We start from the raw sequence: 15,978 nt of genomic DNA, 5'->3' as shown, positions 1-15,978 counted from the left end.
ACTTTATAATATCACAGCAACAAATAAACTCAAATGTTAACACTTGTATTTAGACTCTTTTTCCTTTTTAAAATGAAAATAAAAAGACTGCTCGTTGTTATCTAAAATTAGTAACAACGAACAGTCTTACTTATGTAGCGATCTAGATTCGTATTTTACTTACTTAATTAACTAATCCAAATGCATACGACATTAACTTATTTGTCTCTGTAAAACGTTTTGTTTTACTTGATGTCCCCATGACCACTGTAATAATTCGATTATCACCTTGCTTTGCAGTCCCAGTAAAACAGTATCCTGCACTATCTGTAAATCCAGTCTTTAGTCCGTCCATTCCTTCTATATATAAACTTTTATTATTTTTATTTAACATGTCGTTTGTGCTTATAACATTAATATTATTAAATGCTAGCTGACTTTGGCGTAAGTGAGTCACTTCTAATATTTCCGGATAATCTTTTATAAGATGATATGCCAATTGCGCTACATCAGCAGCCGTCATTTTTGTTTCACTTCCATCTGGCTCTTGTAATCCAGAAGCATTTGCAAATTTAGCATGTTCCGACATTTTTAACTGTTTCGCTTTTGCATCCATAAGCTGAACGAAATCTTTCTCCGATTTTGCCATATGTTCTGCTAAAGCCACAGCTGAATTATTAGCTGACTCAATCATTAATGCATGATATAAATCTTTAACAGTTAATGTATCATTAACTTGTACTGGGATTCTCGCTCCCTCTGTTTGTGCCGCCTTCGCACTCATTTTTACTGGATCTTCCCAGCGAACTTTCCCATTATGTATACTCTCTAGTAAGAGATACGCTGTCATCATCTTAGACATACTAGCCGGGGCAAAAGCTTCATTTTCATTATATTGATAAATAATATCTCCATCACTCGCATCGATAATCATAGCTGCTTTTGCGTTAATTTCTGGTGGGATGTACTTTGGCGGGACTACTTTTTCAGTAAATCCTGCTTTAGGTAGTTCTGCCACTTGCAAAGGTTGTCCCTCTACATTCGCTATGCTCTTTTGATTTCCTTGGAATAAGAACCAACATATCCCTAAAATAATGACTAATAGGACTGTCATCCTTCCCCATTTTAACCGATTCATTTCAAAACTCCTTTAGCAAACCTTTTATACACTCACATTTAACCTTATCAACAATTCCTTTATACAGTCAAGGTAAAAGGTATATTTATTCATAGTACAGCAATGATTATTTTAATTTATTTATGTTAAACTTACAATATTGAAACGTAAGAATATTTAATAATAAAATCTCATAAATAAAGCGAAACTTTAATCAGCCCCACCAATCAGGCTACCCGTCAAATAGCGAGATAAACTATTTAATAGAAGGGATTCATACAAATGCTACTTCCAAAATCATTAAAATACGGAGACACAGTTGGGATTTACTCCCCTTCTTCACCAGTAACCTACACTTCACCAAAGAGATTTGAACGAGCAAAATCTTACTTACAACAGAAAGGGTTTCATATATTAGAAGGTTCATTAACAGGTCGATATGATTTTTATCGTTCTGGTAGTATACAAGAGCGTGCTGAGGAGCTAAATGTCTTAATAAGAAATCCTAATATTTCTTGTATTATGTCAACAATTGGTGGGATGAATTCAAATTCAATATTACCTTATATTGATTATGATGCTTTTCTAAAGAACCCTAAAATAATGATTGGGTATTCAGATGCAACTGCTTTATTACTAGCAATTTACACCAAAACAGGAATCCCTACATTTTATGGACCAGCTCTCGTCCCTTCCTTTGGCGAATTTGAACCTTTTGTTGATTGCACATACAAATATTTCGCTGAAACTTTACTACATGATCATTCTCTTCCTTATCATATAAAACAACCATTATTTTGGTCAGATGAATTTATTAATTGGGAAGAAAAGACAAAGGAGAAAGAACTTCGACCAAACGATTGGATTTCAGTAATTGATGGAAAAGCTACTGGGCGTATTATTGGCGGGAATTTAAACACGATACAAGGAATTTGGGGTAGCCCCTATATGCCACATATTCAAGAAGGCGACATTCTCTTCATTGAGGACAGTTCAAAAGATGCAGCTACTATTGAAAGAAGCTTTTCATTACTTAAAATTAACGGTGTATTCGATAAAATTTCAGGTATCATTCTTGGAAAACATGAGCAATTTGATGATTGTGGTACAAATCGAAAACCTTTTGAAATACTACTAGAAGTACTTCAAAATCAAAGAATTCCTTTTCTAGCTGACTTCGATTGTTGTCATACACATCCAATGATTACCATGCCTATCGGTGTTCAAGTAGAGTTGGATGCAACAAATAAAACGATACATATTGTAGAACCTTGGAAAAAATGAATGCATAGCTTCTATTGTTTTACAATAAAAGCCATGATACTATATAATTTGGAATGTGAAAGATTAAACAAAATACGTTCCAATATCTATTATTAGGAAAAGATAGATATAAATATATATTTATATGCAAAAGAGAGTGAATAAATGAAACCAACTATTAAAAATTACGTATTTTTACATGTAGCTTTTTTGATATATTCTATCATTATGGTTTACATGAAATGGGCAGCTAAATTCCCCATTGCTTCCATCTCATTTTTTGTTGCTTATTTCGGATTAGTTATACTTTTATTCGGATATGCAATTTTATGGCAACAAGTAATTAAACATTTCGAAATTTCAAAAGCATATTCACATCGCGGGATTATTATACTGTGGTCAATGCTTTGGTCAGTATTTCTATTTGGAGATACGATTCAGTGGAATCATTTACTTGGTGCAGCTATTATTATTGTCGGAATTGTGGTGGTGACAAAAGATGAATAGTTATATGTTATTATTTATTTTCGGGATAATTTTAGCTAATTACTCACAAATATTATTAAAAAAAGCTACTTTGCAACAATACGATTCTAGAATAAAAGAATATGTGAATCCTTATGTTATTATCGGCTACTCTTTATTTGTAATTAACGCCGGATTAAATGTTATCGCCATGAAGGGTATGGCATTAAAACAAGCATCAGCATTAGAATCCTTAAGTTATATCATCATATTAATTTTCGGTTGGTATTTCCTAGGAGAAAAAATAACGAAACGTAAACTCATCGGCAACATGATTATTATCGTTGGTGTAATCGTTTATTGTATCCAATAGTAAAAAGCTCCGTTTATCACAAACGGAGCTTTTTACTATTGACCTAAATTTTGCACTTTATCTTTCAAATCTCGAACTTGATCTACCGTCTGCATAAGCTCAGAGTTTTTAAATTGCTCTACATCCACTTTTCCTTCTTCTATCTTTGTCATCGCCGTATCAATTAACGTATTTAACTTTTCGTTATATCCGACGATTTGTTGATGAATATCCTTCGCTACATCAGGTGGCGTTAATTCATTGAATGCGGGTATATCTTGTTTAATTTCACTAAGCTTCGTTTCTAATTCTTTTCGAGCCTCGCTATCATTAACGGCCTTTTCTGCTAATGCTGGTGCATCATTTGCAAATGCACTTATTTCATTTACATAGTCTGTCGCCTTTTGAGCATAATCTATGGAGTTCTTTCCTTCTTCCACTATTGAACATCCCATTAAACCAATTGAAACTATAAATACTAATAAAATTGATTTTATTTTCATTTTAGACTCCCTTCGTCTTTATCATTGTCTGTAATTTTCTCTATACATAACTTCTAGCTAAATTGTTTATAACCTTTTTCAAATAGCTATTTATCCTCTTACATGCCCTATTATCGTTACAACATCTATTTCTATATGTACGCTTATAATATCTTCAATTATATCCATATAGCCTTGTCCTATAGCTGTTCCATAGTGTAATGTAAGCCCCTTCTTTTCATACACTGACTTTGGCACTGAAAAAATAAATCTCCTCAAGTTTCTTTCATCAGCTGGTTCCATAATTAAAACAATCCCATCTTCATCAAACATATACGCTCGCCCTCCAACTTTACATTCACTATGGCTCAGTATTGCCTTGGTCAGCAAAATTTAAAACACAATAAGTTAAGATACTCTCTGCTCTATCATAAAGTGAAAGTTTAATCAGTGAGGATTTTGTTCATCCCCCACTGGCTATCAGCCCGATCCCCACCTAACTTCTTTACTTCCGCTGAATTTTGAGGTAGGGTCTTACTGCCCGGCAAATAGCGAGATAAAAATAAAAAACATTCATTCTTTTTTGTTAAGAATGAATGCTTTTTAAAAAATCAATTTCTAACTCTAGCATCTTTTTTTGACGAGGTTTTACTTTTCTTACGGGAACTCCAGCGTAAATATACCAATCATCTAAACTCTCTTTTACCATACTCATCGCACCGACTGCCGTACCTTCTCCTACCGTTACATTTGGAAAAATAATAGAATTAGCACCAATAATCACATGTTTTTTTAAAATAACTCTTTCTGCTTTCACATTCCTATATTGATTCGGGACGGTTGGCCCCATTAATGTATTTCCACTGAAATCATCAAGTACTGCATATACGATTGTTTTAGCTGAGATGTTTGCAAAATCATGCATTTCAATCCCAACTTCCCCTCCATATAACGCTGTATACGCTGATATGTGCGAATAACTTCCAATTGTGATTTTACCACTTAAAATGCAAAAATCATCAATTCTTACATGATTGCCAACTGATATAGCACTCGGATTATATATACTTGCTTTTTTACTAACCAATACATTTTTCCCAACAGATAAAAATCCAATTTTCTTTAGTTCTTCTTGACTATAAAAACTATTCATCTACCGACACCACCTTCTGCTCTAAACAGATTACAATTTGCTCTACTAGTTCTTTCGTCATTCCTTCCCATAAAGGTAAACTTACGATTCGTTTTGCTATTTTATTCGTCTTTGTTAAATCTGTAGACTTATAGTTTTTAAAAAGAACTTGTTGGTGGCAAGATGGTGAAAAGTATAATCTAGCTTCTATTTTCTGTTTTTTCAGTTCTTCTATTACTTGTATATTGCGAACTTCTTCTGGACAAATGATAGGCATAAATTGGTGAATAACCGCTTCTGTCTTTTGGACTTTCCACCCTTTTTTCATTAACCCAGTATTTTGTAACAACTGTTTATACCATTCAGAAATACGGCTGCGTTCTTTTAATTTTTGATCCCACTTTTTTATAGTCGCTATCCCAATAGCTGCTGCGTATTCAGACATTTTACAATTAAACCCCATCATCGTACATTCACGATTTTTATCAAATCCGAAATTCCCCATTCTTTTAATACGTTGTATATCTTCTTCGTTTTTACTATATATGAGCCCTCCTTCACCAATTCCGAACGGCTTTGTTGCATGAAAGCTATATACAATCATTCCACTAAAATCTTGACCGTAATGCATCCCTCCATTCATTAATCCAAATCCCGGCGCCGCATCTACGACAACCGGAATCCCCTTCTTCTCTAGTTCTTCATATTCTTCTAAGTTCATCCATGATCCAAAAGTGGCGTACGGGATAACAATCGCAACCTCTTCTTTTAATTCTTCTATTTTATCCAAAAGTACGGTTTTATCCATATACCAATCATCTATTGAAATATCAATAAAGTACGGTTCCAATCCACACCAAATAGCGGCTAAGGCAGTCGCAGGGAATGTAAAGCTAGGCATGAGAGCATACTTTCCCTTTCTTCTTTTCTTTAGTTGAATAGCCGCCATTAACCCTAACGTTGCGTTTGCTACTGTTGTAACAGCTCCCCTGTTTTGAAAAAATGACGACATAATTGTTTCCTCAAAACGTTGATTTATAGGTCCATAATTCGTATATATGTGAGATGTATCAATTTCCTTCAATTCGTCCAAATACTCACTTACAGGTACAGTTGAAGCACGTAAAAAAGGAATATTCTCCATATCTATCTATTCCTTCCTATCATTTTCGTACAATATAGAGCATATCTGTTTCAGATAATCCAAATTTCCTAGCACCTTTCATTCCTTGTTTTTCCGCTATGTTATATAATTCTACCTTAAATCCTGCATTCATTAATCGTTGAATAAATCCCGATTGATTGTAAATTCTCACATGATCTTCTTGACCAAAAGCTAATTTCCTCAATTGTGGTGTTACAATTAATTCATTCTCTATAATAAAATCTACATTCATTACGATCGGTACTTGAATAATTCCCCATCCATTTGGCTTTAACACTCTATATAACTCTCGCATTGCTTTGTCATCATCAGGAACGTGTTCTAACACATGGCTACATAATATTACATCAAAAGTATTACTATCATATGTAATCCTTGTAACATCAATTTCCTTCATTAATGGATCCTTTGGTTCTAAGTCACCACATACATACGTAATATTTTTATACTCGTTAAACCAATCTCTTAACTTCGCTTCAGGTGCAATATGAAGCATTGTATAGTTTCTATTTAACAAGTCCGTTTCCGTTTCAATGTACACACGGTACAATCTTTCACGATCCATCGAATTACAAACTGGACATATCCCTGTATCTTTATTCCACATTTCAAATTTATATTTCGGAAAATCATAATGTGCTGGCCAAGGTGAAAATTTTTCAAATTGTTGATTACAATATTGACAATAACAAGATTCTTTCTCGAACATATGAGCAACTAACTTATTTAAGCCTTTTTTTATCTTTTCATTATAAATTTGATCTAGTTCGCCATTTCTTACTGCATCCTTAACTATAAATCCCGCATTTTCTAAACAATAAGATAAACTCTCTTTATACTCACTTTCGGAGCTTAAAAACCCACTATTATATGCATCTATAATTAATTCAATCCACTCTTCAATTGTCATTAAAATAAAATGCATTTGTTTTTGATTTTGTCCACTATGTTGTCTAAAATAACTAAGAGGTTCATGTATATAAACTACTTTTCCTTTCCTCATCATATCTAGCCAAGTTGCAATGTCATTAATAGCAGAATAAGCCTTTCCTTTAAAATATCCAAACTTCCCGTCAAACAAATCCCGATTAAACAAAACAGTTGTCGGCTCACCAACTACATTTTTTAAGTTTTTTAACATATAATTTCCTAATTCTTTTCCTTCAAAAAGTGTAGTTTCTTTCGCGATTTTCATATTTAATGTTGAAGGTGGTAATATCTCTCCATTCTCATCAATCAGTTCACGATATGACGTCACAAATGAAATATTTTCTAACGTCAAAAAGTATTTCATCATTCTCTCGATCTTTTCATGATGAAATAAATCATCATCTAATAAAAAGTTCATATAGTCCCCATTCGCAAGTTCTACACACTTATTAAAGTTTTCGGCAACTAACGGCGTTTCATTTTTAACATATGTAATACACTCATATTCACGTAAGTACGGTTGAATCATAGCATTGACTTCATTATTTGTACTATCGTCAGAAATAATAATTTCAATATTTTCATATGTTTGATTCAAAGCGCTGTTGAGTGCTAATTCCAAGTAATAAGGTCTATTGTATGCAGGAATAAGTATACTTACTTTCGGTAATGAAGAATTATTATTTATATGTTGTTTTTTCTTTTCTATGTTTATTTTCTTCGCTCTAATTTTTTGGTAATAGTCTAATGTATATAATATTGATGATGGAACTATCCTTCTTGCATAATCTAGAAAATTAGTTATCGCTTTGTCTAACTCTTTTTCGGTGGATAAGAAACCATATTGTTCTCCTGCTATAATACTGTGTGAAAAATCTTCTAACCCATCCATCATTTTATTAGATTCATTTAACTGTTGATCTGGATGTAATCGAAAGTAACTCAGTGTCTCTGCTATATATACTGCTTTTCCTTTACTTAATAAAGATAACCATGAAGCTATATCTACGTTACATAAATACCGCCTCTTATCAAAAATCCCATATGGTTCTTGTAAATCATTTTTACGAAATAAAACTGTTGTCGGTTCTCCAATATAATTTTTTTGATCCACAATTACCTTATTTCCTAATTCTGTTCCCTCTATAATGGTATCCTCTTCAAATAAACGGACAGTCGAATAAATATGTCGCAGTTCTTTCCCTTTATCATCAATGACTTGACGATGAGATGTTACAAGCTTAATTTCATTATCTAAATCATTGAAAAAATACTTCATCATTTTTTCAATTTTATTCACATGAAATACATCATCATCCATTAAAAAATTTATATACTCACCGTTCGCTTCATTAAATAACATTAACGCATTTTCAAATTGTCCGAGAGTTGACCTATTTTTTATATAAATAATATTTGAATGATCACATAAGTATTTTTGTAACAATTTTTCTGTTTCATCATTCGTGCTGTCATCTCCAACTATAATTTCTATATTAGGGTACGTTTGTTCTAACACACTACATAACGCCTTTTCAAAGTAACTAGGACGATTATACGTAGGAATTAATACACTTACCAACGGAAATTGCTCTACCATTTCTTCAGTTCTTTCAATACGAGTTCTCATTTTAACTCTCTCACCTCTTCGCATATTATTTATATACGCGACACAAAAATCACATTACTTTAACTGTATGGAGCCTATATACTTTTATGCAAACAGGAAACAAAATATCATACTTTTCGTTCCTGAATAAACATATTTAATAATGCGGACATTTTATTTGCACCTTTTTTATTCATATGATCACTATCATAAAAATCATCGTCACAAAATAATGGCGAATCAAATAGATCTATAATTTGAAAAGAATATTGAGTTTGAAAATCATTTATAACTTTATAAAAATCTTCTTTTAATTTCTTACTACTACAATTGAAATAATGTGAAGTAACAGGGAACACAACAATTAATGGCTTTATATCGTTTTTTAACAGTAATTCTAAATATTTCTTAAAAATCATTTTATTTTCATCTAAAGTATGAGGATACGCCAATTTAGCATGTGAAGCTGCTCTTATTTTCCCGTGTTCTTCAAAAGGAATATGAAGAGAAGTAGTATTCCATTCAGCATTTATCCAAGGCAGCGTCAATGATTCATCTTTTAGTTCGTATAATAAAATATATTCAAAATGCAAATTAAAAATAGAAAGAAGTGGTTTCGGAGTATTTAGATGTGAGAATCCATCAGTGGGTAGAGGAGAATGAACTACAGTATGATGACCATCTTGAAACAATGGATAATATACTTTGTGAATTCTATATGATTCAGATGATAACGACATATCAAAGTAAAACGAGAAATAGGCTATTCCTATTAAACAATATTGAAATGAATGATTGTTTGATAAAAGTTGTGACGCTATTAAATAATCATAGTATAGATCTTGCGATGGAAGTGTTAATTTTATTGACTTTTTTGAGAGAAGCTCCGTACTTATGCCACAATGTGGATAAGACAAACCGGTAGCAAACAATTCATACGTCGGATCACTCTTTGCTTTTTTCATAGAAATGTATAAAGACATAAGATCCGGATTTATTTGATAGATAGAAATTAATTTATCCTTCCATTCATACATGTATTTTGTTAAATTAATAATTTTTGAACTTTGCACGCCCCTATTTATCAAGTCATTTGTAAGTTTTTCTGCGTCCCCTCTCCAAATGACTATATATTGAAAAGAACTTTCTATACGAACAACATCTGAAACGTCTACAACATGAACTATTGTTTTACATTTATTTTTGTCTAACGTATTTCGAATCCTCTCCCCTGATAACTCATCACTTAAAACAATGATTTTATATTGCTCCTTCATGTACATCCCCTCCACTATATGTATAATATGAAATTCATTTTTAATTCGTAACAATCATATACACCTGCAATCTAACAAAAAAATAGCTCCACCATTAGGCGTAGCTATTTTTACAATTATTGCTTATTCAAATCATATTCCTTTATCTAACTCATAAAGTTTACGATACTTTTCATTTTCTTTCAGAAGTTGTTTATGACTACCTTGCATGACAATTTGGCCACGATCAAGGAATATAACTTCGTCTACATGTTCTATTCCTACAAGATGGTGCGTAATCCAAATAACCGTCTTTTCTTCTGTTGCAGAAAACATTGTTTCGATTAAAGACAATTCTGTTTTTGGATCTAAACCGATAGTCGGTTCATCAAGTACAATAATTGGTGTTTCTTGCATAAGAGTTCTAGCAAAAGCAACCCTTTGTCTTTCCCCACCAGAAAACCGCTTTCCCATTTCATGCATTTTTGTTTGTAATCCGTCTGGAAGAGAAGTAACATGTGAAGCTAATTGTGCTTTCTCTAAAGCTTTCCATATCTCTTCATCCGTCGCCTCCGGTTTGCCAATTCGTACATTATTTCCAATTGTCGTATCAAACAAATGCGGCTTTTGATTTAATACAGAAATATATTTAGCTAAAAGATTCGTATGAGCTCGTTCACCATTCAATACAACTTGTCCATTTACTGGGCTTAACGCCCCTGTTAACAATTTTAGTAAAGTAGATTTCCCTGTCCCACTTCTCCCTAAAATAGCAATTTTCTTCCCTGCTTTTATTTGTAATGATACATCTTTTAATACAATCTCATTACTATCTGGATAACTATACGATACGTGATTCAGTTCAATATCTACATGTTTTGGTTCAATATAATCTTTCTCTCCATGCAAATCCGTTTCATCATGTAAAACACTATCACTTTCTACGCCATTAAGACGATGGGTAGATTCTACGTACGACGGTATTCGATCGATGGCATCTGCAATAGGAATAAGCGCGTTTGTTACAGATAAAGTCATTAATACGAAAGCTGCGATAACTGTAGGAGCAATTTGTTCACTTGCCGCTTCATTCCCAGTCCATATGATCATCGAAATAACTACAATACCTACTACTAATTGAATGATACTGTCCCGAATATGATACCAGCGTTTCACTCTCTTTTCGATTTTTAACAACTGATCATTTTGTTTTACATACTCATTAATAAATTCATCTTTACGACCACTTGCTTGCCAATCAGATAATCCAAAAACAGCATCTGTCAGTTGTTGATACAAACGGTTTCTTCCTTGCTTTAAAGTAACATGATGTTTCTTCATCAAAAGTAATGATACAAACGGAAGAAGAAAAACGATAATAGCTAACATACAACCTACAATAAGTGCAAAAACAAAATCAAATGCACCGATAACAAGTACGAAGATACTATAAACAACTAGCGCTAATATGCCAGGAAATATTGTACGTAAATATAGGTTTTGCAAATGCTCTATATCTTCGGATAACACTCCTAACATATCACCCGTTTGAAATCGAGAACGGAAAAATAACGCCTGTGGTTCTACTATTCTATATAGCCTCGTTCTCATTTTTTCTAATATACGTAGTACGACATCATGTCCGACTAGGCGCTCTATATAATGAAATACAGCTTGCCCTATACTAAACGCTCTTGTTGCAACAATAGGAACATATACAGCCATTACATTTTCTGGTCTAAGGGCAGATTTTGAGATCAAATAACCTGAAATAAAAAGTAACATCGCTCCTGAACTAACTCCAAGAAGACCAAGGAAAATAGTTAAAGTCATTCTACCTTTATTTTGTTTTATATAAGGTTTAACCCAGTTACTCATTTCTCTCCCCTCTCTTCCCTATGAAAATGTAATGTCTCATTCTCTAAAAGTTCTTCATACGTCCCACTTTCTTTCATTTCCCCTTTATTTAGAATAAGAATATGGTCCATTTGTTTCATCCAATGTAGACGGTGAGTTGCTAAAAATACTAACTTTCCATTAAATAGACGTAACATCGCTTGCTTTATTTCAAATTCGGTTTCAATATCAAGATGTGCCGTAGGCTCATCTAATAAAATGATTGGTTTTTTACTTAAAAGCGCACGCGCCATAGCAACACGCTGTTCTTGTCCGCCACTTAGCATACGTCCACCTTCTCCAATTCTTTCGTGTATCCCATTTGGAAGTGATGTAACGAGTGAACGAAGGCCGACTTCATTAATAACTCTTTCAACTTCTTCATCTGTTGCATTTGTTTCATAAAAACGAATGTTATCCTTTAATGAAAGCGGAAAAATATAAGGTTGCTGCGGAATATAAGCAATATTTTTTTGCCAATCTTCACGAGTAGATCCATCAACTTCTACACCATTTACTAACATCTTTCCACTCGAAGGAGATAAAAAACCTGCTAATACGTCGATTAACGTCGATTTCCCTGCACCACTTTCACCAATAACACCAATAGCACCGTTACCTTCCCAAGTAAAATTAATTCCTTCTAATATAGCCTTTTCAGATTCAGTATTATTAACTTTGATATCTTGTAATTTCAAGCTACTAGAGGCATTCCATACTATATCTTCATTTAAATCTTTCTTTTGTATTCCTTTTTGTTGTTGCAAAATCTCTTCTATTTGCTCCATCGCAATTTGTCCATCTAATGTCGCATGATAATTTGCTCCCACTTGTTTAATCGGCAGAAAATATTCCGGAGCTAAAATCAAAATTGTAAGGGCTGGTAATAGTATAATCGTTCCATCTATTAAACGTATCCCTAATCCAACTGCCACAAACGCAATTGATAAACTCGTAAAGAAATCTAATGCAAAAGAAGAAAGAAAAGCAACTCGCAAAGTACGCATCGTTGCTTTTCTATATCTTTTACTTACTTTTTCAATCTTTCCTTCGTGCTGTTCACTTTTCCCTAAATACTTTAATGTTTCTAAACCTTTTAACGTATCTACAAAATGATTCGAAAGTACACGATATATCTCATACTGACTATCTGCCATTTTTTGCGCTGCTAATCCGAGAAGAATCATAAATATGATCACGATAGGAATCGTTACAACTAAAATGATTCCAGACTCAATATCTAGCGTAAAAACATATAGTACAATTAGACCTGGAACGATACTACTTCTAATCATTTTAGGAATCGTTAATTCAATATATGTTTTAAATTTCTCAATCCCCTCAATTGATAAGGTAACCAGATGACCAGTTCCAACAGTTTGAACATACCTTGGACCTAATGTGAAATATGCCTCTATCAATTGTTTTCTTAGTAACGACCCTGTTTTTTCAGCAAAACGTTCCACTAATATTTGTGATGTTCGAACTACTATGTTACGCGCTGCAAACGCGATACCAAAATAAACAACTTCACTTAATATTGTTTGTACTGTCTCTCCATGAAATAAAAACGTAATAGCTCGTGCTAAAAAGATTGTTTGCGCAATAATACTAAAAGCTTCTAAAATACTAATAATCGTTAACGCTACATATAAAATACGGCTACCGGGATAAGACGGAAGTCCTCTTTTTCTTTTCATTAGTACTCCAAATCGTTGTCTGACTTAACAGGTTGTCTAAATACATAATAACTCCATATTTGACTTCCGATAACGAAAGGCAAAATAGCAATCGCAAAGTAAGTCATAAGTTTTAATGCATAAGCTCCTGATGCTGCGTTGTAAATTGTCAAATCATTCATTGCTCCTAAAGAGCTAATCATAACACGTGGGAACATACCGATAAATACACTCGCACTTAGTAAAATGATCGTTAAACTCGTCATAAAGAAAGCCCAACCATCTCTTCTTCTTTTATTTAATAAAGTGGACACTAATAGTGCTACAAAAGCTCCGATTGGTACCATAATCCATTCTGTTCCATGAGCAGTGAAAATGTCGGTTTTCCATAACCCCACACCAGCAAAAACAAGAAGTGTAAGTAATGAAAATGGTGCAATTTTTATTGCAGCAATTCGTGCACGTTCTCTCAATTTACCAGTTGTACGTATCGTAAGAAATTGTAATCCGTGAACAATACATAGTAGGAGAAACATTACTCCTCCAAGTAACGCAAATGGATGAAGTAATTGCAAGAATCCACCTACAACATTTTTACTCTCATCAATAGGTACACCTACCATAAAGTTTGCAATCGCAACTCCCCAAAGGATAGGAGGTAACATACTTCCAATAAACATCCCCCAATCCCATGCACTCTTCCATTTATGATTATCTATTTTCGCACGAAATTTAAAGGAAACACCTCTTAAAATTAAAGCAAGAAGCATAAATACAAATGGAATATAAAAACCACTAAATAAAGTTGCATACCAGTGCGGAAATGCCGCAAACATGGCTCCACCAGCACAAACAAGCCATACTTCATTCGCGTGCCAGAACGGTCCTATTGTATTTAAGTAAACTCGTTTTTCAAAATCATTCTTTCCTAAAAACCTCGAAACCATTCCTACACCAAAATCGAAACCTTCCAGTACGAAGAATCCAACAAACAAGATTGCAATAACTAAAAACCACAACTCATTAAGAGATAACATACTCTTCCTCCTTATCAAATGGATCATGGCTTTGATAATCCTTTTTCGTTTTCTTATTCGTGTGGCCCTTAATGGTACGAACGAATAAGTACACACAAATTCCACCCATAATTAAATACATTGATGTGAATGAAATAAGTGAGAATAATACTTCACCGAATGTTACATTTGGTGATACAGCATCTTCTGTTTTCATTACACCAAATACTACCCAAGGTTGACGACCCATTTCAGTCATAATCCACCCTACTGTATTACCGATGAATGGAAGAGAAATTGCATACACCATTAATTTTAAATACCACGTTTTTTCAGCTAAACGATCTTTTCTTGATAAGAACCATCCGTAAGCTCCTAGAAGAAGCATGAATGTTCCACTCATTACCATCGCTCTAAAACTCCAAAACATTGTATGCACTGGAGGAATATAATCTCCAGGTCCATATTTTTCCTCATATTGTTTTTGAATTTGATTCATCCCTTCAACTTGACCGCTAAACTTATCATACGATAATAGACTTAGCATATAAGGGATTTGAATTTCAAACGAATTTTCTTTCTTCTCTGTATCAATTTTCGAAAATACTGTAAATGGTGCTGGATCCTCACTTGTATTCCATAGCGCTTCAGCTGCCGCCATCTTCATTGGATGTGTCTTAATTAATTGTTGCGCTTGTGCATGACCAAAGAATAATACAAGCGCCGTTGTAATTGTTCCAACAATGATAGAAATTCGGAAAGATTTTTTAAATACTACAGTTTCTTGTCCTTTTGTAATTTTCCATGCACTTACACCAGCAATAAAGAATGCACCTGTTGCAATTGCCGCTGTAATTGTATGCGGGAATTGTACCCATAGTTGTGGGTTTTGAATAATGGCTAAGAAATCATTCATTTGCGCACGACCATCAGCTGCCATTTCATACCCGACAGGTGACTGCATAAATGCACTTGCAGTTAAAATCCAGAATGCTGATAACATCGTTCCAATTGAAAGGAGCCAAATACACATTAAGTGAATTCGCTTCGGTAATTTGTCCTCACCGAATACCCATAAACCTAGGAATGTAGACTCAATGAAAAATGCCAGTAATCCTTCAATTGCAAGCGAGGGACCAAATACATCACCTACAAAACGTGAATACGTTGACCAGTTCATACCAAACTGAAATTCTTGTAAAATACCTGTTACTACACCTACTGCAAAGTTAATAAGGAATAATTGCGTCCAAAACTTTGCCATCTTCTTATATACCTCTTGCCCTTTTACCACATACAACGTTTGCATGATCGCAATAATAAAAGCTAAACCAATTGACAGCGGAACAAAAAAGTAATGGAAAATCGTTGTTGATGCGAACTGTATTCGTGCCAATTCGAGCGTTTCCATACTAAAATCACTTCCTTCATAGTTTTTATAATAAAAGTTAATTGAGCAATCTTATCAAACTCAATTATTAAGAAATACGAAAAGACAAAAACATTTTGTATGTATTGTCGAAAAATATGAAGTTTCAGTTTTTCAAACTATTGTAATGCTATTTTTTACCTTTTCACTATTTCTGTAGTGTTTTATTCGTTAATCGAATTGTATAATATACCTGCATAGTAAATTC

General features: G+C 33.5%; 14 protein-coding genes. 3 read left to right on the top strand and 11 right to left on the bottom strand.

Annotation, left to right across the window (positions count from 1 at the left end; translation table 11 throughout):
* Positions 1–163: 163 nt before the first annotated feature.
* Entirely contained in the window at positions 164–1,117 is a 954-nt protein-coding gene (locus DN401_RS03650; protein ID WP_001080870.1) for a D-alanyl-D-alanine carboxypeptidase family protein, read from the bottom strand.
* Between the two features lie 261 nt (positions 1,118–1,378).
* Between DN401_RS03650 and DN401_RS03645 the strand changes: the two genes are divergently transcribed.
* From DN401_RS03645 to DN401_RS03635, 3 genes are all read left to right on the top strand, one after another.
* Complete coding sequence (locus tag DN401_RS03645; protein WP_000926333.1) at positions 1,379–2,380, top strand: S66 family peptidase; 1,002 nt, start codon at positions 1,379–1,381, stop codon at positions 2,378–2,380.
* A gap of 144 nt (positions 2,381–2,524) precedes the next feature.
* Entirely contained in the window at positions 2,525–2,866 is a 342-nt protein-coding gene (locus DN401_RS03640; RefSeq protein ID WP_000805125.1) for an EamA family transporter, read from the top strand.
* Entirely contained in the window at positions 2,859–3,197 is a 339-nt protein-coding gene (locus DN401_RS03635) for an EamA family transporter (protein ID WP_001089868.1), read from the top strand. Before DN401_RS03640 ends, DN401_RS03635 begins: the two co-directional genes overlap by 8 nt.
* 35 nt (positions 3,198–3,232) lie before the next feature.
* On the opposite strand, the gene DN401_RS03630 is transcribed toward DN401_RS03635, so the two are convergent.
* The 10 genes from DN401_RS03630 to cydA form a co-directional block, all read right to left on the bottom strand.
* A complete protein-coding gene (locus tag DN401_RS03630) occupies positions 3,233–3,679 on the bottom strand; it encodes a DUF6376 family protein (protein WP_000695202.1) in 447 nt (148 codons plus the stop codon).
* A 90-nt stretch (positions 3,680–3,769) separates the two neighbouring features.
* On the bottom strand, positions 3,770–3,991 hold the full coding sequence (locus DN401_RS03625; RefSeq protein ID WP_000459099.1) for a hypothetical protein: 222 nt from the start codon (positions 3,989–3,991) through the stop codon (positions 3,770–3,772).
* 253 nt (positions 3,992–4,244) lie between these two features.
* Positions 4,245–4,811 carry an acyltransferase gene (locus tag DN401_RS03620; RefSeq protein ID WP_061457072.1) on the bottom strand — a complete coding sequence of 189 codons (567 nt, stop codon included), beginning with the start codon at positions 4,809–4,811 and terminating at the stop codon, positions 4,245–4,247.
* Positions 4,804–5,934: a DegT/DnrJ/EryC1/StrS aminotransferase family protein gene (locus DN401_RS03615; RefSeq protein ID WP_000427964.1), complete on the bottom strand. Its 1,131-nt coding sequence runs from the start codon at positions 5,932–5,934 to the stop codon at positions 4,804–4,806. The genes DN401_RS03620 and DN401_RS03615 overlap by 8 nt, the downstream gene beginning before the upstream one ends.
* Positions 5,935–5,953: 19 nt before the next feature.
* Positions 5,954–8,515, bottom strand: coding sequence for a glycosyltransferase (locus DN401_RS03610; RefSeq protein WP_149287524.1), 2,562 nt, complete (start codon positions 8,513–8,515; stop codon positions 5,954–5,956).
* A gap of 107 nt (positions 8,516–8,622) precedes the next feature.
* Positions 8,623–9,771, bottom strand: coding sequence for a hypothetical protein (locus tag DN401_RS03605; protein ID WP_149287523.1), 1,149 nt, complete (start codon positions 9,769–9,771; stop codon positions 8,623–8,625).
* Between the two features lie 132 nt (positions 9,772–9,903).
* Complete coding sequence (gene cydC / locus DN401_RS03600) at positions 9,904–11,628, bottom strand: thiol reductant ABC exporter subunit CydC (protein ID WP_149287522.1); 1,725 nt, start codon at positions 11,626–11,628, stop codon at positions 9,904–9,906.
* Positions 11,625–13,346, bottom strand: a complete 1,722-nt coding sequence (cydD, locus tag DN401_RS03595; RefSeq protein WP_000824039.1) for a thiol reductant ABC exporter subunit CydD — start codon at positions 13,344–13,346, stop codon at positions 11,625–11,627. Before cydD ends, cydC begins: the two co-directional genes overlap by 4 nt.
* Positions 13,346–14,362, bottom strand: a complete 1,017-nt coding sequence (cydB, locus tag DN401_RS03590; RefSeq protein WP_000950085.1) for a cytochrome d ubiquinol oxidase subunit II — start codon at positions 14,360–14,362, stop codon at positions 13,346–13,348. The genes cydD and cydB overlap by 1 nt, the downstream gene beginning before the upstream one ends.
* The gene (gene cydA / locus DN401_RS03585; RefSeq protein WP_000448870.1) at positions 14,349–15,752 is read right to left on the bottom strand and encodes a cytochrome ubiquinol oxidase subunit I; all 1,404 of its coding nucleotides are present in this window, start codon (positions 15,750–15,752) and stop codon (positions 14,349–14,351) included. Before cydA ends, cydB begins: the two co-directional genes overlap by 14 nt.
* Between the last annotated feature and the right edge of the window lie 226 nt (positions 15,753–15,978).

The sequence above is a fragment of the Bacillus sp. BF2-3 genome (genome assembly GCF_008368795.1).
GTDB lineage: Bacteria > Bacillota > Bacilli > Bacillales > Bacillaceae_G > Bacillus_A > Bacillus_A cereus.
Note: the sequence above shows the minus strand (reverse complement) of the source record. Positions and strands in the feature narration are given on the sequence as shown.